Consider the following 22,863-nt stretch of genomic DNA (forward strand, 5'->3'; position numbering starts at 1 on the left):
TCCAGTTAACCGGTACTGTTTGCTGAAGGAGTGAATATTATGATTACTGACAATTTTCTGGATGAAGCACGCGATGTCCCCTCAACCACGCCGATGGAAAGAGTGGTGGCCTGGTCCATTTTCCGCAGTCGGGAGGACGCCAGGAAACTGCTCGACCACGTACATTTGGCGCCCGGGCAGGCGCTGGTAGGCGGGCACGGTCAGGACAGTGTGGCCGCTTATTGGTGGGTTGGTGTGCAGGTGCAGGACATGAGCCAATGGGGCAATGCTACGGCGGTCAACAAGCGGGGTCGTTTGGGAGATTGATGGCGGGGATCAGGCCATGTAATGCCCTGAGTAGGGTTTCCTTGTTTTGATGGTTGCCCAAAACCTGTCTCTGGTAGGCGCTGCGCAGGGCCTTGCCGAGTTCTGGTCCCGGAAGAACGCCAAGGTCCATGAGATCGTCGCCACGGATCAGCGCTTCAGGAAGTGTTCTCCAGAGCCCCAGTTTCTGCCAGATTTCGCGGGCACGCGTGATGGATCGCAGATCACTGTGACCGGCACCACGTGCATCGGCCTGGGCAATGTCCAGGAGCAGGCTGCGGTCAGGAACACGTAGAGCCAGACGAGCGTAGGCCTGTTGTTTGGCCCGATCCCGAAACAGGGCGTGGGGAGCTCCGTGCCAACGCAGTAATGGTAAAATCTGCCGCTGTAGATGTTGTCCGGGAAAATAACGATTCAGGAAGTCGCGTGCCCGGGCAAGGGAATGCTCATGCCCTATGGCCCGCCAGCGATTTTGTGGGTCGCGCCGGGTGCTGTCGGCTTTACCCAGATCATGCAAGAGCGCTGCCAGCATCAGGATGAGGTCGCGTGCGGGCAGACCCTGGCGCAGGTTGGCGGCTTCGACAAGCACTTTTCCCGTATGTATCCAGACATCTCCTTCAGGATGCGCATCCGGACGCTGAGGTACGGCCTGCAGCGCTTCAAGGTCCGGGAATGCCCGGATGCTACCGGTGAGTGCCAGTGCATCCCAGGCTGCCCGCAGGTTGCAGCCACGCAGCAGGAGCGCCTCCCATTCCTTGCGCAGCCGTTCGCCAGGGATTTCTGACAGTTGCTCGGCCAGTTTTTGGCAATGTGGGACGCTGCTTGCTTCGAGATGAAAATCCAGTTGCCCGACCAAACGCGCCGCCCGGAATGCTCTGAGAGGGTCATCAGCAAAGGTGCCGGGATTCACGATGCGCAGTCGTTTTTTCTGCAGATCATGCAGCCCACCCACAGCATCCAGTATTTGTCCGGAGCGCCAGTCCCAGGCCAGGGCATTGACCGTAAAATCACGACGCTGGACAGCAATGGACCAGGGCAGGTGCGGGTCTGTCTCGCCGCGTGTTTGGGGCAAGGTAAACTCTGCACCGCCAGCTACCCAGACTGCACAGCGGCCACCCACCCGATGCGCAGCAAAAGGCGCCAGGCATTCTTCCAGGCGCGCTTCATTGAGCGCATGGATTTCCATATCCCAGTCATGGATGGGCAGACCTAACAGGCTGTCGCGAACCGCACCGCCGACCAGCAGCGTCCTTGCCCCCGCACGTTCCAACGCGTTGATTATTGGCGTCAGTTTTGGCGGGATGGATATTTCCATAACCCTAGTTTTTGCGCATCTCGGTTAACAATTCGGCGTAGCGTTCGGCCACAACCCGACGTTTGATTTTCAGGGTGGGTGTTACTTCACCATGCGCTTCGCTCAGTGCTTCCGGCAAAACGGCAAAACGCCGTACCTGTTCGTAGGAAGGCAAATCCTGCAGGGCGGTATGAATGCTTTCCTGAAGAGCCTTGCGCAGGGTGCCTGCCTCAGGATTGATGCCGAAAAGTTCCTGCACCTGTTCCGGATTGGGGAAAATCAGGGCACTCAGGTAGGGAAGGCGGTCTCCGAAAACGACGGCCTGGCTGATAAGCGCCTGGGCCATCAGGCGCATTTCAATTTTTTGCGGGGGAATGTTTTCGCCCGCCGAATTGACGATCAGATCTTTTTTGCGATCATAAATAGTCAGGTATCCATTTTCATCAAGGCTGCCGACATCACCGGTGTGTAGCCAGCCATCCACGATGGTTTCCCGGGTAGCACCGTCATTATTCCAGTAGCCGGACATGATGGATGGCCCGCGCACCAGGATTTCGCCATCGGCGGCAATACGACCTTGCAAATTAGGCAGGAAGCGGCCGACGGTTCCTGGTCGGATATCATCCAGAGGATTGGCGGCGATGACCGGGCTGGTTTCGGTCATGCCATATCCCTCCACCACAGGCAGGCCGATGTCCAGAAAAAAACGGGTGATATCTGTATCCAGCGGAGCGCCTCCGGAAACGAAAAAGCGCAGACGTCCTCCCAGTTTTTTGCGTAGCCCGGAGACTAAAAGGCGGCGCGCGACATACCGTTGCCATGGAGGGGCAGAGCGATCACTGTCACTTAACCCGGCGCCGCGCTGCATGAAACGACCCAGCAGGCCATGGCGTTCCTCAATACCACGCCGGACCCGGCTGTAAAGCAACTGAAAAACTCTGGGAACAGCAATGACAATATCAGGATGAGCCGCTTCCATATCGCGCAGAACAGTATCAGGGCGTTCAGCATAGGCAACTTCCAGTCCGAGCAGGTAAGCACCAAAATGCCCGGTCCCCCGCTCAAACACATGTGACAGCGGCAGGATGGACAGCAGTCGCTGGCCGCGCCGCAAGGGGACTAAAGGCAAAAAACCGGCAATATTGCTGAGAATATTGCCATGACTGAGCATGACGCCTTTGGGCCATCCGGTGGTTCCGGAGGTATAAACAATGCTGGCAATCTGCTCACGCTGCAAGCTGCCCAGGCGTTCTGTCAGCTCCTGTTTGTGCAGCGCGGTATTGTCCTGTTCGAGTTGTGCCCAGTTTTTCAGGCCGGCGCTTTGGGCTGCCTCAGGATTTCTGAGTAATATGCGTTCATGCGGGACCCCCCAACCCTCGCCACCCATTTTTTCCCACTCATTACTGCCCTCCAGTAACACCAGTCCGGCACCACTATCCCCCAGAACGTAGTGAATTTCCCGGGGACTAAAACTGGGGTATAGAGGAACCGTGATGGCGCCTATGCTGAGAATGGCGAAATCCATAATGGCCCAGTCCATGGAGTTGGGTGCCATCAATATGACCCTTTCTCCCCTTTTGACGCCCAGGCGTAACAAGCCCTCAGCGCGCGCCCGTACCCGGGTCTGAAAATGGGCGGCACTGACTTTCTGGAAGCCCTGTGGCTGACGCTCCAGGGCAATACAGCCTTCTGGATCCAGTGTGCAACGTGCGAACAGTCCTTCGGGCAGACTCCGAAAACGATCAAGGTCTGCCATCATTTCAGCGCATGGCCTTTTCGGCAGGGGTCAGGCTGCGCTTGAAACTCTCCATTTGAAACAGGCGGTCCATATATTCCTGGGTAGCCTTGGCCGCTGCGGGCAGGCTGATGTCGAGTATGGGGAGGCGCCAGAGCAGGGGGGCAATGGCACAATCAAGAATGGACAGATCATCGCCAAAAAGAAACCGCTGTTGCGTAAAAATGGTGCTGAGTCCTGCCATGGTGCTGCGGATTTGTTCTTTGGCCGCCTTGATTTGTTCCGGACTGAAGCCTGGCTGGAAGAGCGGCGCGAACCAGTCCTGGTCAAAGCGCAGCAGCCCCAGACGAACTTTTGCCCTGGAAATGGGATCAACAGGAATAAGAGGAGGGTGCGGAAAGCGCTCGTCCAGATACTCCATAATCAACACCGATTCATGGATGGCGAGGTCCCGGTCAAGGAGGGTGGGAACCTGGTTATAAGAATTGAGTTCAGCGAGTTCTTCAGGCTTCTGGGCGAGGTCAACTTCAATGGTCTGATATTCCATTGCCTTTTCTTCCAGAACAAAACGCACGCGCTGCGCATACACGCAATCGTCGCTGGAATACAGTGTCATCAGGGTTTTTTTGCTGCTGGGCGTGGCCATATTAAACTTCCTTGATCGCAAGTAGAGTATATCTTCAGCATGAAACCCGTAAGGGATTTCATCGGCTCGTTGATTATACATGACTACCGCATTGTTGGGGTATTTCCGTGAGGGCAGAGTGCCCTATGGGAAAATATTAAATGTTAATGAATGTCAATAGGTCTTGCCGAGGACTGTGGGTCGCTGTAAACTTCCTGACCAGTCGGTTAGTTGTATAGAGACAACAAAAGTTGTAACCTAAACCACAACTGTATGGGAGGGCGGTCCTGAGGATCGCATAGGAATTAAAATCATGATCCGTCAGCGCACACTTAAAAATATGATTTGGGGCACCGGAATCGGCCTGCACAGTGGCCGCAAGGTTTATCTGGGTCTTCGTCCTGCCCCGATTAACACCGGCATTGTTTTTCACCGGAGTGATATTGAGGGTGGCGCCTGGATCAAGGCTGATCCTCTCCATGTAGTGGATACCCGTCTTTCCACCAATATTGGCGACGGACAGATTCGTGTGGGCACCATTGAACATCTGATGTCAGCTTTGGCTGGCTTGGGTATTGATAATGCCTATATAGACCTGGATGGTCCGGAAGTGCCGATTATGGATGGTAGCGCGGCGCCTTTTGTTTTTTTGATTCAATGCGCGGGCATTGAAGAGCAGAATGCACCCAAGCGTTACATCCGTATCACCAAGCCGCTGCTTGCCGAAGACGGTGATCGTTGGGTGCGTCTGGAACCTTTTGATGGATTCAAGGTGAGTTTCACCATTGATTTTGACCATCCGGTCGTCAAGAACGGTGGCCAAGACGTGACAGTGGATTTTTCACGCACCTCTTACCTGAAAGAAGTAGCGCGGGCCCGGACTTTTGGTTTCATGCGGGAAGTGGAAACCCTCCGCAAAATGGGCCTGGCTTTGGGTGGTAATCTGGATAATGCCATTGTGGTCGATGATTATCGCATCCTCAATGAAGAGGGTCTGCGTTACACCAATGAATTTGTCCGTCACAAGGTTCTTGATTCCATTGGGGATTTGTATCTGCTGGGACATCCTCTGGTGGGACATTTTTCCGGGCATAAGGCAGGTCATGCCCTCAATAACAGCCTGTTGCGGGCCTTGTTGCAGCGCCAGGATGCCTGGGAATTTGCGGATTATTCCGAAAACTCTGCGCCCTTTTCCTTTGCAGAAACCCTGGTGGCTTCTCCCGCCTGAGCTTTTTCCAGAGTCTCTGCCAGGCGCAGCATGGCCCGGGCGATGGCTGGAGCCATCTGCTTGCTATTTTGTTTGAGGGTTTCGGCAGCCTGATCCGCGTAGATTTCAGGTTTTTTCTGTACTTTGGTCTGGGCGGGCAGTTGGGCATGCCAGTGCCTGATGCTGGACTGGATCTGTTGCACCGGATCTTCGGGAAATTCTTTGTTCCAGCGTTTAATCACTTTTTTTTCATTGCGCCGTAACCACGCGTGCCAAACCGGACTTTGGCAAAGCACCTGTAAAGTGTTATCCGACCAGGCCACCAGCCAGGTGTGGTCCTGAATTTCCAGATCGAGCATGGCATTCCAGGCAGGCTGACGTTCCCGCAGCAGGCGGGCATGCTGAACGATGCTGCCGACATGTCCTGAGTGGCGTAGTGTAAATGGGCGTTGTGGTCGCTGTCGTTTATCATTCATGGGCTTTCATGCTAACCTGCAAAATATTTTTTACCTAGGTTTGTCTATTCATGTTTGGAACCATCATCCGTCATGTGGTTGGTAGTCGCAATGAGCGTCTGATTAAGAAAGCCCGTGCTGTAGTGGTCAGAATCAATGCGCTGGAAGAGCAATACCAGGCCATGGACGATACCAGTCTGGCCGGGCAGACAGCTATTTTCAAAGAGCGTATCGCCCGGGGTGAAAGCCTCGATGCCTTACTGCCCGAAGCCTTTGCCGTGGTTCGCGAAGCTACCCGGCGGGTGATAGGTATGCGCCACTATGACGTGCAGCTGATTGGCGGATATATGCTGCATGAAGGCAAAATCGCAGAAATGCGGACCGGCGAAGGCAAGACACTGGTCGCTACGCTGCCCGCCTACCTGAATGCCTTGACGGGCAAGGGTGTGCACGTAATTACCGTCAATGATTATCTGGCCAGCCGTGATGCGCAATGGGTTGCCAAAGTACATAATTTTCTGGGGCTTAGCGTGGGCACCATCATTTCCGATCTGGCTACGGAAGACCGGCGTGCAGCTTATGCAGCCGATATTACCTATGGTACCAATAACGAATTCGGCTTCGATTATTTGCGCGACAATATGGCTTTTTCGCCTGCTGACCGGGTCCAGCGTGGCTTGCATTATGCGATTATTGACGAAGTGGACTCCATCCTCATTGATGAAGCGCGGACTCCCCTTATTATCAGTGGCCCTACCGAAGAAAATACGGATTTATATTTCCGGGTAGACAAGCTGGTAGGGCAATTTGTCGTCGAGGAAGATTACACGGTTGACGAAAAAGCCAAGCAGGTGATGCTCACCGAGGAAGGTATTGAAAAGGCCGAAAGGCTCATGGCTGAACATGGCCTGCTGACTGAAGATAATCTTTACGATCTGGCTAATGTCACCCTGGTGCATCATCTGAATCAGGCGCTGCGGGCGCATGTCATTTATCATCGCGAAACCGACTACATTGTCCGTGATGGCGAAGTTTGCATTGTGGATGAATTTACCGGTCGTATGATGACCGGGCGGCGCTGGTCCGACGGATTGCATCAGGCGGTGGAGGCCAAGGAAGGGGTCGAGGTCCAGAATGAAAATCAGACGCTGGCTTCCATTACCTTCCAGAATTATTTCCGGATGTACGACAAGCTTTCCGGAATGACCGGAACGGCTGATACTGAAGCGTTTGAACTGAATCAGATTTACAATCTGGAAGTGGTGGTTATCCCGACCCACAAGCCGGTTCGGCGTCTGGATATGGCGGATCTTATTTATCGCACGGCGCAGGAAAAATGGACGGCCATTGTTGGGGATATACGTGATTGTCATCAGCGTGGGCAACCGGTGCTGGTGGGTACGACTTCCATCGAGCATAACGAGTTTCTCTCGCATCTGCTCAAGCAGGCGAAAATTCCCCATGAAGTGTTGAACGCCAAGCAACACCAAAGGGAGGCGGAAATTATCGCCCAGGCGGGTACGCCCGGAGCGGTGACCATTGCCACCAACATGGCCGGTCGGGGCACGGACATTGTGTTGGGCGGCAATGTGGGGCATCAGGTGGATATGGTGCTGGCAGATCCGGATATGGATGAAGAACGTAAAAGTGAGCGCGCCGAAGCCCTGAAAAATGGATGGCAAGGCTTGCATGATCGCTCAATCGAAGCGGGTGGTCTGCATATTATCGGTACTGAACGCCACGAATCCCGGCGTGTGGATAATCAGTTGCGGGGCCGTTCCGGCCGGCAGGGTGATCCGGGCACCACCCGCTTTTATCTGTGCCTGGAAGATCCGCTGATGCGGATTTTCGGCAGTGACCGTTTGGGTGGGCTGATGCAGAAGCTGGGGATGAAAGAGGGCGAGGCCATCGAACATCCCTGGGTCACTAAATCCATTGAAAATGCGCAGCGCAAGGTCGAAAGTCGCAACTTCGATATTCGTAAACAACTGCTGGAATATGATGATGTAGCGAACGAGCAGCGTAAAATCATTTATCAGCAGCGCAATGCCTTTATGGATGCGGATGATGTCAGCGAGGAAATCCAGGTTTTACGTGAGGATGTACTGGATGCAGTGCTGGCGGATTACACTCCTGCCGGAGTCATGGAAGAAGAATGGGATGTTCCGGGTCTGGAGTCGGCCCTGCAGCGGGTGTTCGGGCTGGAAGCCCCCGTCGAGCAGTGGCTGGAACTCGACAAGCGTTTGAACTACGAAGGGCTGCGCAGCAGGATCATGGAGATGGTGCAAACGTCTTATGCCGAGAAAGAAGCCTTGATGGGTAGCGAAATGGCGCGCCATTTTGAAAAGTCCATCATGCTGCAGGTGCTGGACAGCCAGTGGAAAGATCATCTGGCAAGTATGGATCATTTGCGTGAAGGCATTCATTTACGCGGCTATGCGCAAAAAAATCCCAAGCAGGAATATAAAAAAGAGTCCCTGGCGATGTTCAACAGCATGTTGGCGCGCATGCGCGAAGAGGTCATCAGTACCTTGTCGCGTCTGCATGTCAGTCCAGCGGCGGAAACCATGGATTGGGACGCCCTGGCGCGCGCTGCCGCGCCGCAGCACATACAGTTTTCTCACCCTGATTTTGCGGGTGAGCCGCTGGCTGAAAATCCGGGTTTGAGCGCATTAGCCGAGGGGGTCCTCGGAGAATATCTGGCAGATTCGTCCACTCGTTCTCCTGCGCAATCACCCCTGATTGGCGATGACAAAATTGGCCGGAATCAGCCCTGCCCCTGTGGATCAGGCAAAAAATACAAGCATTGTCACGGACGCTTACAATAAGGAGCTGCTATGGCTGTTGGCCTTCTTCCTCCCCACGATTTGCTGCCTGTAGCCGGTTTGCGGCTGGCGGTCACCGAAGCGGGCATCCGCTATGCCGGACGCCGTGACCTCACCCTGATTGCTGTGGATGAAGGCACTCAGGTAGCGGGAGTGTTTACGCGGAACCGCTTCTCGGCGGCGCCGGTATTGGTGGCCCAGCGGCATTTGTCCTCGGGAACCTCCATCCGGGCGCTGGTCATCAATACGGGTAATGCCAATGCGGGTACGGGGGCTGCAGGCTTGCAGGCGGCAGAAGATTCCTGCCGGGTTGTTGCTGTCGCTTTGGATTGTCCTTGCGAGTCGGTGCTGCCCTTTTCCACCGGGGTGATAGGTGAACCGGTAGATCTGGCCGGAAAAATCTCTGCTGCGCTTCCCGCCTTGAAAATACATCTCGATGAAAATCATTGGGAAATGGCTGCCGCTGCCATCATGACTACCGATACTATCCCCAAGGCCTGCTCGCGGCAGCTTGAACTGGATGGTGAGCGGGTAACGGTAACGGGCATGGCCAAGGGTTCTGGCATGATTCGTCCAGATATGGCGACCATGCTGGCCTATCTGGCTACCGATGCCCCCCTGCAGGGAGAAGCCTTGCAGCAGTGTCTGCAGGACGCCATGGCGCAATCGTTCAATCGGATTACGGTAGATGGAGACACTTCTACCAATGACGCCTGTATGTTGATGGCGACGGGCAAAATTGCCGCTGAGCCCATCAGCAGTGCCGAAGATCCGCGCTATGCGCCGCTCTGTGCAGCGATCACCGAGGTGGCGCAATTTTTGGCCCAGGCCATTGTTCGGGATGGCGAGGGAGCCAGCAAATTTATTCCTATCCACATTGCAGGGGGGCGCAATGAGGAGGAATGTCTGCAGGTGGCTTATCGCATGGCGCACAGTCCTCTGATCAAGACGGCCTTTTTTGCTTCAGACCCCAACTGGGGGCGCTTGCTGGCCGCCATTGGTTCGGCCGGGGTCGATGATCTGGAAGTGGATAAGGTTCAGGTCAGCCTGGGGGAAACGCGTATTGTCCGGGATGGTGCCCGAGACCCTGATTACAGCGAGGCTGCCGGGCAGGCGGTGATGGCCGAGGCGGAAATTCCGGTGCGGGTGGATTTGGGTCGCGGGCAGGCGAGCGCGACGATCTGGACCTGTGATTTATCCTATGACTACGTGCGTATTAACGCCGATTATCGCAGCTGATGACCGTCGTTCCTGTAGCCACGGGCATTCTTGAGGACGAAAAAGGTCGTCTGCTTGTTTCCCTGCGCCCTGAAGGCAAACCCTGGCCGGGGTTTTGGGAGTTTCCCGGTGGCAAGGTGGATCCCGGAGAAACAGCCGTGGAGGCTCTGCATCGCGAGTTATGGGAAGAAATCGGCATCCGGGTGCAGGATGCGGAACCATTCCGGACCCTGGATTATACCTACCCCGAGCGGACGGTGCGCCTGCATTTTTATCGGGTGCGACGCTGGAATGGTGCGGCTCATGGTAAGGAAGGGCAGCAGATTCGCTGGTTGTACCCCTGGGAAATTCCGGCGTTGGAGTGTCTGCCCGCCAACCTGCGGATGACGGCAGCCGTACTGGAAGAATCTTTGCCGCACCCGCCACTATGCCTGATTGTAGATCCGGCCCGTGTGGAGCCCCAGGCATTCGCTCATGCCTGGCGGGAAGCGCTGAGAGCCGGCCTGCAATGGGTGATTCTGCGTTGCAAAAGCGCTATGGATGAAGAGCGCGCGAAGTTGTTGAAATCCCTTTGCGCAGAATCCCTGGCCGCAGGTGCGCAGGTCTGGCTGAATCATGCTGAACCTCTGCCGGACTGGCCGCATAGTGGTCGGCATTTGACGCAATCCCAATTGGAAGCTGGCTTGCGCCCTTCGGAGCCCTTTGGTGCTTCCTGTCACAATGCCGGGGAAATCCACCAGGCGGCCCAGGCGGGGGCCCGTTATGCCTTGCTTTCCCCATTGTTTTCCACCCGCTCCCATCCGGATACGCTGCCATTGGGCGAAAAAGCATTTGCCGAACTGGTGGAAATATCGGCCATACCGCTTATTGCCTTGGGTGGGCTAACGGCAGAGCGTGTTCCTGCGGCCGTGGCTGCCGGGGCCAGTGGGGTTGCCATCCTCTCGGGAATTCTCGACGCTCCTGATCCTTTTGTTACCACCAGTGATTTTCTGCGCTATTGGAGACCCTGAGTGCCCCGAATTTCCGTCGTTATCCCGCTGTACAACGAAATCGACAACGTCACACCGCTGTGTGATGCCCTGAGTGCGGCGCTGGCGGGAGCAGATGCTGAAATCATCATTGTCGATGATGGTAGTCGTGATGGCAGTGCGGCGGCCCTGGACCGGGAAGCCGCAGCACGCGGAAACCATTTCAAGATGATTCATCTGCAAAGAAATTTTGGCCAGACAGCGGCCATGCAGGCGGGAATTGATGCTGCCCAGGGGGAGGTCATCGTGACCCTGGATGCGGACCTGCAAAATGATCCTCAGGATATTCTCCCTTTGGCTGAGCGCTTGCTGGCTGAAAATCTGGATGTTGTAGCGGGTTGGCGCAAAAATCGCCAGGATGGTCTGTTTTTGCGCAAAATACCTTCGCGTATCGCCAATCGACTCATTCGCCGCTTTACGGGGGTACGTTTGCATGATTATGGCTGCACGCTCAAAGCCTACCGGGCTTCGGTGATCAAGGGGGTGCGTCTTTATGGAGAAATGCACCGCTTTATTCCGGCCTGGTTATCGACCCTGACTTACACCGATCGTATTGTGGAAGTGCCCGTGCGTCATCATGCGCGTGTGGCAGGCAAGAGCAAGTACGGGATTTCCCGAACTTTTCGGGTGCTGGTAGACTTATTGTTCGTCAAGTTTTTTCTGGGTTACAGCCAGCGACCCATGCATTTTTTTGGTACTGTCGGGCTGTTTTCGCTGTTTGTAGGCTCTGGCATGCTGATTTATCTGTTTATTGATAAATTCGCCGAAGGCGCAGAGATTTCCGGTCGGCCCATGCTCATTGCGGGCGTCCTGTTTTTTCTGGGAGGACTGCAGTTTTTGAATACGGGTATTGTCGGAGAGATGTTGTCGCGGATATATCATGAATCCCAGGATAAAAAGACTTATGTGATTCGCCATACGGTGCATCTTGACCCGGGTGCCGAACCCTGATGGCCGTTCCTATTTTGATGTATCACAATATTGACCGCGCACCCAAAGAGGTGAAATTGCGCGGTCTTTACGTTTCTCCAGAACGATTCCGGCGCCAGATGGCATTGCTGCATCGCTTTGGTTATCAGGGTTTGTCCATGTCTGCGGCCTTGCCCTATATTCATGGCGAAGCCAAAGGAAAAGTGGTTGCCATTACCTTTGATGATGGCTATCGGGATAATCTGGAAAATGCCTTGCCGGTTTTGCAGCATTATGGATTTACGGCGACCTGTTACATGGTCAGCGCGGCCCTGGGTGCGGACAATGCCTGGGATGCGGCAGAACTGGGCGTACACAAGCCGTTGATGTCCGCAACAGAGTTGCGGCAATGGCAAGCAGCCGGGATGGAAGTCGGCGCCCATAGTCGTCATCATCCCCGTCTGCCGGATCTGACGGAAGCGGATCTGCTCAATGAAATGGCCGGTTCACGACAGGATCTGGAAAGACTGTTGGATGTTCCCGTCACGCAATTTTGTTACCCATACGGTGCCGCAGGGCAGCGCGAGCGGAAAGCGGCAAAACAGGCTGGGTATTTGGCGGCCGTGACCGTGCGCCGGGGGCGCGCCCGAGCGGGGGTGGAGGACCCTTTTGACCTTCCCCGAGTCATGGTTGGCGGACATCATGGCCCCCACGTATTTCCCATGCAGATCTGGACAGCGTATGAGGATCGGCATTGAGCACCACTGGGCGGCGTTTGCTCTGGGTAGGTACAAATCCGGGGGGGGGAGGGACAGAAACCCATATGATCACCATGTGTCGGGCTTTGGCGGATGTCGGCGTGGACATGCACGCATTTGTGCATCCCCGGGGACATATTGGCGAGGCTTTGTCTGACAGTTTGGTCAAGTTGCACTATGGGGTGTTCCGTAACAGTGCCGATGCGCCAGCCATGCGCAAGCTATGGAAAATTATCCGTCATGTGCAACCCGATTGGCTGATCGGGAGTTTCAGCAAGGAATACTGGCCACTCGCCATACTCAGTCGAATGAGTGGCTGTCCTCTGGTATTGTTCCGGCATATGGATTTACGCCTCAGACCCAGCACACGCTGGCTTTTATCGCGCTGGCCCTTGCGGCTTTTCGCCATATCCGAATACTTGCGTCGTCGTCTGATAGAACAGGGCATTCCTCCGGAGCGGGTAGAAGTACTCCTGAATCCCATCCATCTGGCAGAATTCCATCGGGATGCTGAAGCCCGTCACAATGGGCGAAGTGATTTAGGGCTGACTGATGCGGATTTCCTCTTGGGTTTTGTGGGTGCATGGCATCGGGGTAAAGGCGTTTTCATGTTGGCCGATGCCATTGATGCCGCCCACGCACAAAATGCCCATGTTCATGGCCTATGGTTAGGTGGTGGGGCGCACGAGGAAGAATTGCGTTCCCGACTGGTCAATAAACCCTGGCATCATGTGCTGGGTTGGCAAAATCCGGTAATGCCTTGGTATAGTGTGATGGATGCTTTGACCCTGCCGTCCATAGAACCCGATACTTTCGGCCGGGTTTGCCTGGAGGCCCAGGCCTGTGGAACACCAGTGCTGGGCGCGGACATAGGGGGTATTCCTGAGAGTTTTGTGGATGGTGAGGGAGGTTGGTTGTTGCCGGCTGGAGATGTTTTGCGCTGGGAAAATGCTCTGCTGAGTTTGTTGGCGGATCCGGCGTTGCGAGAAAATTCTGCTGATGCAGGACCTGTTTACGCAACAGGATTTGCCTCGGAAAACATTGCCTGCAATTTTTTGCTGGAGTTGCAGCAATGATTGCTGGTTTTGTGGGCTAAACATGGCGCGTGCTATTCCTGCCAATCCCCAGCGTATTTTACTGATCAAATCCCACAGCGCGGGCATAGGTGATATTCTCCGCAGCTCTGCGGCTTGGGCCGTCCTCAAAAAACGTTGGCCCGATGTCGAGTTGCATTTGCTGTTTTTAACGCGCTGGCCAGGATATCCCAGTGAAGCGTTGATTCGTGAACATTTCCTGCTTTCCAGTGCACATTTTCTGCCTATGCAGGAAGGGCGTTTCTGGGGGATGCGTGGAGTGGGGCCTCGAACCTGGAGACGTCTGTTGCCGGAATTGAGGAAAATTGCCGAGCAGATTCAGCCTGATTTAATTATTGATCATGAACCTCATGGTTTGGAAACAGCTCTTGTGACCCGCTTTCTGAGATATAAGCTCCATGACGTAGCGACTATCGGCGTGGCTCAAGTGCCTGGACGGGGATTTTTGTATGATCGCGCTAGTATCTCCTTCAAAGAATATGTGCGAGAAAGAAATATCCTTTGGCCGATGGATTATACCGAGCGAGATTTTGTTGCTTTGACAGCTTTGGGTTTGGCCCGTCACGGTCAACCTATATCACTAGTTTGCACTAATGCAGGGAAAAATTGGCAGGTAAATAAATTAAATAAACTTGGCACAAGTAGGTTATTAGGACTTAATATTGGCTGTGGAACAAAGGGAGCTGAATCTCGACGACCACCTGTCGAATTGCTCGTTGCATCTTTGGGGCCTCAATACCTTCCTGACGATGTAACTATTTTACTTAGCGGATCTGCAGAAGAACAAGTTATTAATGAAAGCTTCGTTGAGCAATATCGCCAGAGTTGGGGAGAGTCCAGAACTATCATGGATTTCGCAGGTAAGCTTTCTCTCTCTGAACTTACCGGACTAATTAATGCGTGCCAGGTTTTTATTTCCAGCGATTCTGGGCCCTACCATATGGCGGTCGGTTTAGCCATTCCAACAATTGCGCTGTTTAATTTTGAAGAACCAACAGCATATCATTGTGAAAAAAATATTCAGATACTGGTCGCACCCACGATCGAGCAGCTGGGTGTATGTTTGTTTCGTTATTTCCAGGACGAGAGGGCCTCATGAAAAGGTTGATCCATGCCCGGGTGGTTCCACATTTTTATGGACTTCCCCTCTTTTTGTTTCCGATTACTACTGCGGGTTCAGGTATCGCATTGGGACTGTTGCTGCTTGTCTATGGACTCAGTAATGAGTGGCAAAACTGGCGAGAGATTGGTCTACGGCGTTGGGCTTGGCCGTGGGCCTTATTCATCTTTTGGACTCTCATCGGTCTAGCGTGGACAACTAACATGTTCTTCGGGCAGAAAGTAGCCGTAGCCACTGGTTATGGCCTGTTAGCCTTTTTGGGCGCCACTCTGAGCTGGAATCAGGCAACAATAAAGATTGTTATTCGTTATTTTCTTTTTGGCATTTTACTGAATGAGCTAATTGCCATCATGATGACCTTGCAGCTCTTGCCCTGGCCGAATGGGGACGGGCCTATGACCGGTCTATGCGATCATATTTTTTTGTCGTTCATCCTTGCCCATGCCCTTTTTTGGCTCAGTTATGACTGGAAACACCAATGGTGTTTCCCTCGCTGGATAACAACCCTCTTATTTCTTTTATTCATTCTCCAACTTTTTATCGCCCCTGCGCGCTCCGGGCAGTTGACATTTGTTTTGTTCTTTCCGATTGCTCTCGCTATTTTATATCCGGGGCGTTGGCGTTGGGGGCTTCCAGTTTTAGGTTTGGCATTGATTCTGGTGGTAGCATTTACACCGGAACTGCGTGTTCATTTCTCTCAAGGTATTACGGAACTGCTGCACTTCAATCTGGGTAAGAATGATATTAGTAGCAGTTGGGGATTACGCTTGTTGGCCATGTGGGCAGGACTATTAATGTTCTTTAATCATCCCTTGGTAGGTGTTGGTACCGGAAACTTTTATCCTGCAGCATTGCAATTGATGCACGCTCACATCATACCCGGAGACGGCGGGTTCATTATGAACACTGCCGCCAACAGCTTTTTAAGTGTGGCAGCCAGTCAAGGCAGTATCGGCTTGATACTTTTCCTGTTGGTGATCTGGTTTGTCGGCCGGGAAGCCTGGTTTGCACGGAATACTCCTTGGGGATGGTTTGCATTGAGTTATTTCATTATCTATCTGGTGGGCGGCCTTTTTGATTCTCTTAACTGGGGTTATGCAGATGCCATCACTGTAGCCCTCATGGCTGGGTTGCCATTGCATAGGCGAGAGAGGGCTGAGCTCTGATCCCGCTATCCATAGTCTATCTTACATATAATTCCAGTCGTACTTTACGTGCTTCTTTGCAAAGCATTACTGGAATAGGGCAAGAAGTTCTAGTTGTCGATTCTGGTTCCAGCGATGATACTCTGGAAATCGCCAATTCCTTTGGCGCACGAGTTTTAAATCATTCTTGGGAAGGCTTCGCGAAACAGCGTAACTGGGCTTTGGCGCAAGCAATTAATGACTGGGTGTTAATGATGGACAGCGATGAAGTGCTGACCTCCGATGGTAGGGAGAAAATTCAGCAACTACTGCAGCAAGAGCCCGCTGTATCAGCTTATTTTTTGATGCGCTACAGTGTATTCCATGGTCGGCGAATTAACTTCGGAGACTGGCGCCACGATGAGACTCTGCGTATTTTTGATCGTCGTCGAGGAGCCTATGATCCCGACGATTTAGTCCATGAGTCCTGGCACTGCGAAGGGAAAACAGGAAATCTTCCTGGTTACGCTTTAGCCCATCACTCCTATGCTTCCTTGGTACAATTGATGGAGAAAACTCAACGATATGCAGAACTGAATGCGCAATTGGTAAAGTCTAGGGGGCATGCTATATCGTCTTGGACTCCGACGACTCATGCATTTTGGACTTTTTTCAGAGCTTATATCCTGCGCCTAGGCATTCTCGATGGTGTCGATGGTGCCGCCATTGCCTGGACCACAGCCTTGGGGGCCTTCATGAAATATGCTATTGCCCGTGAAATGCAGTTGCAGGACAAGGAAAATTCGTGAAATTGCTGCTGCTGCGCCTCAGTTCTTTGGGGGATGTGCTGCATACTTTGCCGGCCATGTCCGATTTGGCGGTGCATTGTCCTGATGTGGAAGTGGACTGGTTGGTGGAGCCTGCTTTCGCTCCAGTTGTTGCCTGGCATCCGAAAGTCAAAAATGCCATTCCTTTTTCTCTGCGAGCCCTGAAAAAAACACCACTTACTTTTCCTGCCGCACTGCGCCAGCTCCGTAACATATTGCTTTCGAATCAATATGATGCGGTGCTGGATAGTCAGGGGCTCTATAAAAGTGCATTGCTGGCCCGGTTGGCGGGTGCTCCGGTTTTGGGACTGGCGGCGGACAGTGCCAGAGAGCCTGGGGCTTCCCGCTTGTATCAACAGCGCTTTACGGTTCCCTGGTCCAGTCCTGCCATTGCGCGCAATCGCCAGCTGTTCTCGGCGGCGTTGCAATATCCGCTTCCGGATACGCCACCGGACTTTGCTTTGGCTTATCTTCGCAGGCAATGGCAGTATCAGTCGTTGGATGGTCCGCTGACGCAACGGCTCAGAAAGCCTTTTGTCATAGGTTTTCACGCGACTTCTGCCGCCTGGAAAACCAAGGAGTGGCCGGAACGGCACTGGAGGGCATTGGCTTCTCGTATGCGCGTAAATGGCTTGAATTTGGTGCTACCCGCAGCGGACGAACGCGAGCGCCTGCGGGTGGCTAGCATTCAGTCGGGTGCTGATAATGCTATAGCGCTTCCGCGCCTGAATCTGGAAACTCTGGCTATGGTCATGAGCAGAGCGCAGGCTTTTGTCGGGATGGATACCGGGCTGTCTTATCTGGGCAGTGCGCTGGGGTTGGCTGGAGTCACACTGTATGGACCTACATCTGTAGAACAGTTAGCCCATGGAGGTGAGCAACAGATCAATCTCCAAAGTCCACAATCCTGCGCCCCCTGCGGCAAAACCCGCTGTCCGTTGCCCGAGGCGCAAAATGGCCGGATACTTTGTCAGGAGGCGCTGGAGCCTGATCGGGTCTGGGCCGCTTTATCTTCCTTGCTGGAGTCGTCCGATTCATGAATCCGTCCCTCAGGCTTTTGCCGGAAGAGCGTCGTCGCTATCGTCGCCATCAATTCTGGACAGATCACGGCATCTTTCGGGAATGGTTTTATGCCAATTTCCATGAAATGGCACCGGGTGTATTTCGTTCGGCACAACCTTCGCCCAGGCAGTTGCGGCTCTGGCATAAGCGCCATGCTCTCCGGGCGGTGCTGAACCTGCGGGCCCCAGCGCCTCGGGAACCCCATTACCGTCTGGAACAGGAAATTTGTGACGCTACCGGAATGCAGCATATTGTTCTGCATGGTTTCGGTTCCCGTGATTTACCCGAAAAAGAGCGTTTGCTGGCGGCCATGGATTTATTGACAGAGCTCCCTAAGCCTTTTTTGTTGCACTGCAAATCGGGGGCAGATCGGGCCGGGTTCTTGAGCGTTCTATACATGCACTTGGTCTTGCAGCAACCCATTGCGGAAGCTCAGAGACAATTGCGACTGTGGCCGTTCGGTCATATCCGTCATGCCAATACCGGGATTCTTGACTGGTTTTTCGCGAGTTATCGACAGGCTCTTGGCAATGAACCGGGACTGACCCTGCGCCATTGGGTAGAGCGCGATTATGACCGTGATGCGCTATTGAAGAGTTTCCGCCCCTGGTATCGTCTAGATTGGCTGACCGATCGTCTGTTGCGTCGCGAATGATGAATCGCCGTATTTACGCGGGATTACTCGGTCTTTTCAGTCCGTTCCTGTTGATTTTCACCTTGTGGCGCGGCTGGCGTCGCCCGCCTTACCGGGAAAGATGGCGGGAACGCTTTGGCTGGGGAGAAATGCATCAGGATCGTCCCCTATGGATTCATGCAGTCAGTGTCGGAGAAGCGATTGCCGCCATCCCGCTGGTGCATGCCCTGCAAAAGCGCTATCCCGACATTCCCATTCTGCTGACCAGCACAACCCCAACGGGTGCTGCCATCATCGCTCAGCGTCTGGGTTCGGCAGTGCGCCAACACTATATGCCCTATGACACTTCGGTAGCTGTAAGACGGTTTTTGAAGCGTCAGCAGCCGCGCCTTTGTCTGATTATGGAAACGGAAATCTGGCCGAATTTATGCTATTGGACGGCCCGGTTTTCCATCCCGCTATTATTGATCAATGCGCGCTTGTCGCCGCGTTCGCTGCGGGGATATGGACGTTTTTCGGGTTTGTTTCGCCCGGCGCTGGCCGCCATGACGGCGGTGGCGGCACAAAGTCCCGAGGATGCCGAGGCTTTCAAGAGTCTGGGCGCTTCCCGGGTCCTGGTCATCGAAAATATTAAGTACGATCTTCCTGAACCTGTGGATGCCCTGGAAAAGGGACGCATCTGGCGGCAACATCTGGCCACCCGGCAGGTTTGGGTGTTTGCCTCCACCCATGCCGGTGAGGAAAAAATAGCAATAGCGGTACTCGAACATTTACGCGTGCATTGGCCCCACCTTTTGCTGGTGCTGATTCCCCGGCATCCCAGCCGATGCGATGCCATAGAGGCGGAGCTGCAAGCGGCCGGGATAGGGTTTGCGCTGCGCTCCCGGGATGTTGAAGTTGAAAGTAAAAACGTCTTGCTGGTCGATACCTTGGGAGAAGTGATGGATTTTTATGCAGCAGCGGATCTGGTGACGGTCGGCGGCAGCTTTGTCCCTGTGGGTGGACATAATCCGTTAGAGGCGGCGGTATTGTCCTGCCCCATTATTTTTGGTCCACACATGGAAAATTTTCGGAGTATTGCGCGGGATATGCTGACTGCTGAAGCTGCCGTTCAGGCTGATGATGCTGAAGCCCTGGAGGCCCGGTTGGAGCACTGGCTGCGCCAACCCGAGGATGCCCAGGAACAGGGAAAAAGAGCTTTGGCCCTTGTACAAAAGCAGCGCGGTTCTCTGGAAAAGGTCATGCAGCTTCTGGAAGAACTGGATTTGTCCTAGAGCTGGCAGCGGACCGGAAGGCTTTGCGGCGACTTTGGCCCGCGCCACAGAGCGCTCCGCAAACGCAATAATCCTTCCTCCAGGACACTGCGGGGTGCTGCAAAATTCAGACGTACAAAACCCTCTCCGCCCGGCCCGAAACTGGGTCCAAGATTGAGCCCGAGTCCGGCCTTGAGCAGGCTTTTCTGAATGTGATCGTCGTCGCCATAAGCCCCCACATCGAGCCAGGCCAGATAACCGAATTCCGGAATGCGGTAACCGACTTCCGCTAGTTCCCGGCGCAGGAATTCCTGAATGAATTGTGCATTGGCCAACAGGTATTCCCGCAACGCCGTCTGCCATTCTGCACCCTGCTGCCAGGCACTGGTCATGGCCGTCAGGGCGCAGGCATTGGTCTGATGAATCTGGCTGCGATACAGCTCATCCCGAAAAGTCTGGCGTAATTCGCTGTCCGGAATAATGGCAATTCCGCCGCCAATGCCGGCAATGTTGAAACTCTTGCCCGCCGAACTCAGTAATACAGATCGGGCTGCAAGCTTTGCAAAAGGAGTGTGTTGCGCATAACTGAGGTCGGCGTGAATTTCATCGCTGACTACCACGCAGTCGGCCGCCTTACAAAGCCGGGCCAGACGCTGAAGTTCTTCTTCCGTCCAGACTCGTCCCACCGGGTTGTGCGGCGAACAGAACAACAGCAGGCGGGATCGGCTTAAGGCCTTTTCCAGGGCCTGCCAGTCGATACGGTAAGTAAGATCCGTTTCCCTTTGTAAGGGCACGAGGAGCAGCTCCCGATTATTTTTCCGCACGGCGTTCATAAAGGGAGGATAGATGGGCGGCATAACCATGACGGTGTCGCCTGGTTGAGTAAATGCCCGCACGGCTGCAAATAAGGCCGGTACCACTCCGCTGATGCTTCCTGTCGCGCCGGGTTCCGGGCGCCAGCCATGACGCGCAGCCATCCATTCGTCAGCCGCACGTAACATGGCCGGCCCGTCACTGGGGTACCCAAAAATCGGGTGCTCCAGACGTTTTCGCAAGTCCTGGATGATAGGGTCGGGAACTGCAAAATCCATATCGGCAACCCACATGGGCAAAACATCGCCGCCGAAGCGATGCGCTGCTTCATCCCATTTTATGGAACCGGTGCCCATGCGCGGAATAACGGCATCAAATGGCGAGACTGAATTTCCATGATTTTTCATAGGCGTTCCCAGAGGGTGGCTTGCGCGATACTGTGCTGATATTTGCGCGCGGTTTCGCGGATGACAAAGGGAATATCCAGCGGGCTTTCTTCCCGAAGCCGGAAATAGGGCGACAGGATTTCCTTGAGTGCTTCCAGGGTGCTGAGATTTTCACCATCTTTTTTGTAGCCACCGAGCCACTCGCTGCGTGCGGTATATTCTTCCAGCCAGGTGTAAGGTGAGGTGATGAGCAGGATGCCGCCCGGTACAATGCGCTCACGCATATCCTCCAGAAATTTGCGGGGATGATGCAGGCGATCAATGAGATTGGCCGCGACCACCAGATCATAGTCCCGATACAATGGTTTGAGATTGCAGGCGTCGGCCTGAAAAAAATGGACATGATCAGCACTTTCCCGCAAACCCAGGGTTGCCAGGTCGATGCTTTGATAACTCCGCAAATCGCCTTCTTCGACCCGTGTGTAGGAAAAATGTCCGCGCTCACGAAGTTGTACACCGACACTGATAAAGCGCGCCGAGAAATCCAGTCCGGTCACATCCGGGCAGTGTTTTGCCAGTTCAAAGCTGCTCCGCCCCACCGCGCAGCCAATATCCAAGGCCCGGCGCAAAGGTTTACCCGCCATGGCTCGAAGCGCCAGTTCAGCGACCGCAGCCGCAAAGTTAGGGACTTCATAATAGCTGCGTCCATAGTGAAATTCCGCATACTGGGAGACCAGTGCGTCGCTTTCATAAATGGGTACTTCAGGAACGGTGTTGGTTGAGGTGACATAACGGAATCCGGCATGCTGAAAAAAATGCCGACGAAAGGCATAGCGTGCTTCCTGCTGCATTTCGTTACCAAGGCTGATAAATGATCCCCCTTTCATCAGATTATGCTGCTGATCAAAAGTCGGCACCGTAAAATCGTCGTACACCGGATGGACTTCAAAGCCCGGAAAAGGATAAATCGGTGTACTGGTCCACTCCCAGACGTTGCCTATCAAATCGTAAAAATCACCCTGAGGAAATGCGTCCACCGGACAGGGGGAGCAGCCGACACTCAAGCCAATATTGGCGGGGACTGCATCTTCCCAGCCATCGCTGTCACTCAATGCACTGAGATTGCGCAGATGGCGCCATTCGTCCTCACTGGGAAGACGCAGGTTTTCACCGGGTTGGGTCGATTTCCAGCGACAAAAAGCGGCTGCCTCCAGGGCATTCACCTCAACTGGCCAGTTCCAGGGCATGGCTCGCTCTTCGGCAATCAGACGCAAGCGCCATCCTTCAGCATCGGGCACCCAAAATGGCGGATGTTCAGCGCGACTGAAGCGCCGCCAGCCATCACCCTCTTCATCCCACCAGTCGGGATTGTGGTAACCACCGTCTTCGACAAAGGCAAGAAACTCCTGGTTACTGACCAGAAATCTGGCGGCGGCAAAAGGGTGCAGTTCATGTTGATGGTTCCCATACTCGTTGTCCCAGCCATATTGGCAGTCATCTTTTGCCTTGCCCAGCGCAACGAGACCCCCGGGCACGGGCAGCAGAGCATTTTCCGGGGCCTTGCCAGCCTGATCCCAGGGTGCAAAGGCGGCTACCGGGCGGACCCGGGAAAGTGGCAACTGGCGCATCAGGACCGAGCTGGTTTCCAGATGGATGTTTTCGTGTTCGATGCCCATCAGGATGACCCACCAGGGTGAATCCCAGGTAATGGGGAGGGTCAGGGGTAACTCCGAAATGAGCCTGTCCACCATATTCCGTACCTCCTGGCGATAAAGGCGGACGGTTTCAGGGGTAGGCCAGTCATAATGGGTTTCGTCCAGATCATCCCAGGACATTTCATCAACGCCGACGGCAAATACGGATTCCAGATGCGGGTCGAGACGGGCTTCAATCAGTCCCGCAAATTGCAATTTGTTCACATAAAAAGTAGCGGTATGCCCGAAGTAAAATATCAGGGGATGCCGCAGAGGAATGGCTTTTTCCACCCAGGCAGCAGAGTCCTGCAAGTGATCAAACAAGGATTCATACAAGGAGAAGGTTTCATGGAAAACCCTGCGAATTTCTTCCCGTTTTTGTTCAGCATTCTCACCGTCCAGACGAAGTGGAGTAATGCGTGTACGCGCCATGATTGCTCCTTTGTAAGTCATTTCTGTTTGTCATCCCTAGTCTAACACAAGATACCGTCCGGTCGGA

20 protein-coding genes are annotated in these 22,863 nt (G+C 54.1%); 14 read left to right on the top strand and 6 right to left on the bottom strand.

The genetic code is table 11. The features are described from left to right. Nucleotides 1-39: 39 nt before the first annotated feature. Complete coding sequence (locus tag H7F11_RS02795) at nucleotides 40-306, top strand: hypothetical protein (protein ID WP_193649758.1); 267 nt, start codon at nucleotides 40-42, stop codon at nucleotides 304-306. Here the strand turns inward: H7F11_RS02795 and H7F11_RS02800 are convergent. The 3 genes from H7F11_RS02800 to H7F11_RS02810 are packed head-to-tail and all read right to left on the bottom strand — an operon-like array spanning nucleotide 278 to nucleotide 3,978. Further along, nucleotides 278-1,618 carry a CCA tRNA nucleotidyltransferase gene (locus H7F11_RS02800; RefSeq protein WP_193649759.1) on the bottom strand — a complete coding sequence of 447 codons (1,341 nt, stop codon included), beginning with the start codon at nucleotides 1,616-1,618 and terminating at the stop codon, nucleotides 278-280. The two genes, H7F11_RS02795 and H7F11_RS02800, sit on opposite strands and share 29 nt — an antisense overlap. Nucleotides 1,619-1,622: 4 nt before the next feature. After that, on the bottom strand, nucleotides 1,623-3,356 hold the full coding sequence (locus H7F11_RS02805) for an AMP-dependent synthetase/ligase (protein ID WP_193649760.1): 1,734 nt from the start codon (nucleotides 3,354-3,356) through the stop codon (nucleotides 1,623-1,625). Between the two features lies 1 nt (nucleotide 3,357). After that, entirely contained in the window at nucleotides 3,358-3,978 is a 621-nt protein-coding gene (locus H7F11_RS02810) for a glutathione S-transferase N-terminal domain-containing protein (RefSeq protein ID WP_193649761.1), read from the bottom strand. A gap of 292 nt (nucleotides 3,979-4,270) precedes the next feature. Here H7F11_RS02810 and lpxC point away from each other — a divergent pair, with 292 nt between their 5' ends. Next, entirely contained in the window at nucleotides 4,271-5,185 is a 915-nt protein-coding gene (lpxC, locus tag H7F11_RS02815; RefSeq protein WP_193649762.1) for a UDP-3-O-acyl-N-acetylglucosamine deacetylase, read from the top strand. On the opposite strand, the gene H7F11_RS02820 is transcribed toward lpxC, so the two are convergent. Then, nucleotides 5,125-5,640 (bottom strand): DciA family protein, encoded by a 516-nt coding sequence (locus H7F11_RS02820; RefSeq protein WP_193649763.1) that lies wholly within the window; start codon nucleotides 5,638-5,640, stop codon nucleotides 5,125-5,127. The two genes, lpxC and H7F11_RS02820, sit on opposite strands and share 61 nt — an antisense overlap. Nucleotides 5,641-5,690: 50 nt before the next feature. On the opposite strand from H7F11_RS02820, the gene secA reads away from it, so the two are divergent. The 12 genes from secA to waaA are packed head-to-tail and all read left to right on the top strand — an operon-like array spanning nucleotide 5,691 to nucleotide 19,492. After that, a complete protein-coding gene (gene secA / locus H7F11_RS02825; RefSeq protein ID WP_193649764.1) occupies nucleotides 5,691-8,447 on the top strand; it encodes a preprotein translocase subunit SecA in 2,757 nt (918 codons plus the stop codon). Nucleotides 8,448-8,456: 9 nt separating this feature from the next. Beyond that, nucleotides 8,457-9,683: a bifunctional glutamate N-acetyltransferase/amino-acid acetyltransferase ArgJ gene (gene argJ, locus H7F11_RS02830; protein ID WP_193649765.1), complete on the top strand. Its 1,227-nt coding sequence runs from the start codon at nucleotides 8,457-8,459 to the stop codon at nucleotides 9,681-9,683. Continuing rightward, nucleotides 9,683-10,672: a Nudix family hydrolase gene (locus H7F11_RS02835; protein WP_193649766.1), complete on the top strand. Its 990-nt coding sequence runs from the start codon at nucleotides 9,683-9,685 to the stop codon at nucleotides 10,670-10,672. The genes argJ and H7F11_RS02835 overlap by 1 nt, the downstream gene beginning before the upstream one ends. Then, a complete protein-coding gene (locus H7F11_RS02840) occupies nucleotides 10,673-11,641 on the top strand; it encodes a glycosyltransferase family 2 protein (RefSeq protein ID WP_193649767.1) in 969 nt (322 codons plus the stop codon). Further along, nucleotides 11,641-12,357 carry a polysaccharide deacetylase family protein gene (locus H7F11_RS02845; RefSeq protein ID WP_193649768.1) on the top strand — a complete coding sequence of 239 codons (717 nt, stop codon included), beginning with the start codon at nucleotides 11,641-11,643 and terminating at the stop codon, nucleotides 12,355-12,357. The genes H7F11_RS02840 and H7F11_RS02845 overlap by 1 nt, the downstream gene beginning before the upstream one ends. Beyond that, nucleotides 12,354-13,433 carry a glycosyltransferase family 4 protein gene (locus H7F11_RS02850; RefSeq protein ID WP_193649769.1) on the top strand — a complete coding sequence of 360 codons (1,080 nt, stop codon included), beginning with the start codon at nucleotides 12,354-12,356 and terminating at the stop codon, nucleotides 13,431-13,433. Before H7F11_RS02845 ends, H7F11_RS02850 begins: the two co-directional genes overlap by 4 nt. Nucleotides 13,434-13,455: 22 nt before the next feature. Then, nucleotides 13,456-14,550 carry a glycosyltransferase family 9 protein gene (locus H7F11_RS02855; protein WP_193649770.1) on the top strand — a complete coding sequence of 365 codons (1,095 nt, stop codon included), beginning with the start codon at nucleotides 13,456-13,458 and terminating at the stop codon, nucleotides 14,548-14,550. Next, on the top strand, nucleotides 14,547-15,737 hold the full coding sequence (locus H7F11_RS02860) for an O-antigen ligase family protein (protein ID WP_193649771.1): 1,191 nt from the start codon (nucleotides 14,547-14,549) through the stop codon (nucleotides 15,735-15,737). The genes H7F11_RS02855 and H7F11_RS02860 overlap by 4 nt, the downstream gene beginning before the upstream one ends. An 11-nt stretch (nucleotides 15,738-15,748) precedes the next feature. After that, nucleotides 15,749-16,504, top strand: coding sequence for a glycosyltransferase family 2 protein (locus H7F11_RS02865; protein ID WP_319803335.1), 756 nt, complete (start codon nucleotides 15,749-15,751; stop codon nucleotides 16,502-16,504). Beyond that, nucleotides 16,501-17,562, top strand: coding sequence for a lipopolysaccharide heptosyltransferase I (gene waaC, locus H7F11_RS02870; protein ID WP_193649772.1), 1,062 nt, complete (start codon nucleotides 16,501-16,503; stop codon nucleotides 17,560-17,562). The genes H7F11_RS02865 and waaC overlap by 4 nt, the downstream gene beginning before the upstream one ends. Continuing rightward, nucleotides 17,559-18,239: a protein tyrosine phosphatase gene (locus H7F11_RS02875; RefSeq protein WP_193649773.1), complete on the top strand. Its 681-nt coding sequence runs from the start codon at nucleotides 17,559-17,561 to the stop codon at nucleotides 18,237-18,239. The genes waaC and H7F11_RS02875 overlap by 4 nt, the downstream gene beginning before the upstream one ends. Continuing rightward, complete coding sequence (gene waaA / locus H7F11_RS02880; RefSeq protein ID WP_193649774.1) at nucleotides 18,236-19,492, top strand: lipid IV(A) 3-deoxy-D-manno-octulosonic acid transferase; 1,257 nt, start codon at nucleotides 18,236-18,238, stop codon at nucleotides 19,490-19,492. The genes H7F11_RS02875 and waaA overlap by 4 nt, the downstream gene beginning before the upstream one ends. On the opposite strand, the gene H7F11_RS02885 is transcribed toward waaA, so the two are convergent. Both H7F11_RS02885 and ovoA read right to left on the bottom strand, forming a co-directional pair. Then, on the bottom strand, nucleotides 19,489-20,691 hold the full coding sequence (locus H7F11_RS02885; protein ID WP_193649775.1) for a MalY/PatB family protein: 1,203 nt from the start codon (nucleotides 20,689-20,691) through the stop codon (nucleotides 19,489-19,491). The genes waaA and H7F11_RS02885 overlap by 4 nt on opposite strands. Next, nucleotides 20,688-22,796: a 5-histidylcysteine sulfoxide synthase gene (ovoA, locus tag H7F11_RS02890; RefSeq protein WP_193649776.1), complete on the bottom strand. Its 2,109-nt coding sequence runs from the start codon at nucleotides 22,794-22,796 to the stop codon at nucleotides 20,688-20,690. Before ovoA ends, H7F11_RS02885 begins: the two co-directional genes overlap by 4 nt. Between the last annotated feature and the right edge of the window lie 67 nt (nucleotides 22,797-22,863).

The sequence above is a fragment of the Acidithiobacillus sp. HP-2 genome, assembly GCF_015100155.1.
GTDB lineage: Bacteria > Pseudomonadota > Gammaproteobacteria > Acidithiobacillales > Acidithiobacillaceae > Acidithiobacillus.

Coding starts and splice junctions, on each gene's coding strand:
- secA (WP_193649764.1), top strand. CDS start 5,691: ATGTTTGGAACCATCATCCGTCATGTGGTTGGTAGTCGCAATGAGCGT.
- H7F11_RS02820 (WP_193649763.1), bottom strand. CDS start 5,640: ATGAATGATAAACGACAGCGACCACAACGCCCATTTACACTACGCCAC.
- H7F11_RS02855 (WP_193649770.1), top strand. CDS start 13,456: ATGGCGCGTGCTATTCCTGCCAATCCCCAGCGTATTTTACTGATCAAA.
- H7F11_RS02875 (WP_193649773.1), top strand. CDS start 17,559: ATGAATCCGTCCCTCAGGCTTTTGCCGGAAGAGCGTCGTCGCTATCGT.
- ovoA (WP_193649776.1), bottom strand. CDS start 22,796: ATGGCGCGTACACGCATTACTCCACTTCGTCTGGACGGTGAGAATGCT.
- H7F11_RS02800 (WP_193649759.1), bottom strand. CDS start 1,618: ATGGAAATATCCATCCCGCCAAAACTGACGCCAATAATCAACGCGTTG.
- H7F11_RS02810 (WP_193649761.1), bottom strand. CDS start 3,978: ATGGCCACGCCCAGCAGCAAAAAAACCCTGATGACACTGTATTCCAGC.
- H7F11_RS02860 (WP_193649771.1), top strand. CDS start 14,547: ATGAAAAGGTTGATCCATGCCCGGGTGGTTCCACATTTTTATGGACTT.
- H7F11_RS02885 (WP_193649775.1), bottom strand. CDS start 20,691: ATGAAAAATCATGGAAATTCAGTCTCGCCATTTGATGCCGTTATTCCG.
- H7F11_RS02805 (WP_193649760.1), bottom strand. CDS start 3,356: ATGATGGCAGACCTTGATCGTTTTCGGAGTCTGCCCGAAGGACTGTTC.
- waaA (WP_193649774.1), top strand. CDS start 18,236: ATGATGAATCGCCGTATTTACGCGGGATTACTCGGTCTTTTCAGTCCG.
- H7F11_RS02795 (WP_193649758.1), top strand. CDS start 40: ATGATTACTGACAATTTTCTGGATGAAGCACGCGATGTCCCCTCAACC.
- argJ (WP_193649765.1), top strand. CDS start 8,457: ATGGCTGTTGGCCTTCTTCCTCCCCACGATTTGCTGCCTGTAGCCGGT.
- H7F11_RS02835 (WP_193649766.1), top strand. CDS start 9,683: ATGACCGTCGTTCCTGTAGCCACGGGCATTCTTGAGGACGAAAAAGGT.
- H7F11_RS02845 (WP_193649768.1), top strand. CDS start 11,641: ATGGCCGTTCCTATTTTGATGTATCACAATATTGACCGCGCACCCAAA.
- lpxC (WP_193649762.1), top strand. CDS start 4,271: ATGATCCGTCAGCGCACACTTAAAAATATGATTTGGGGCACCGGAATC.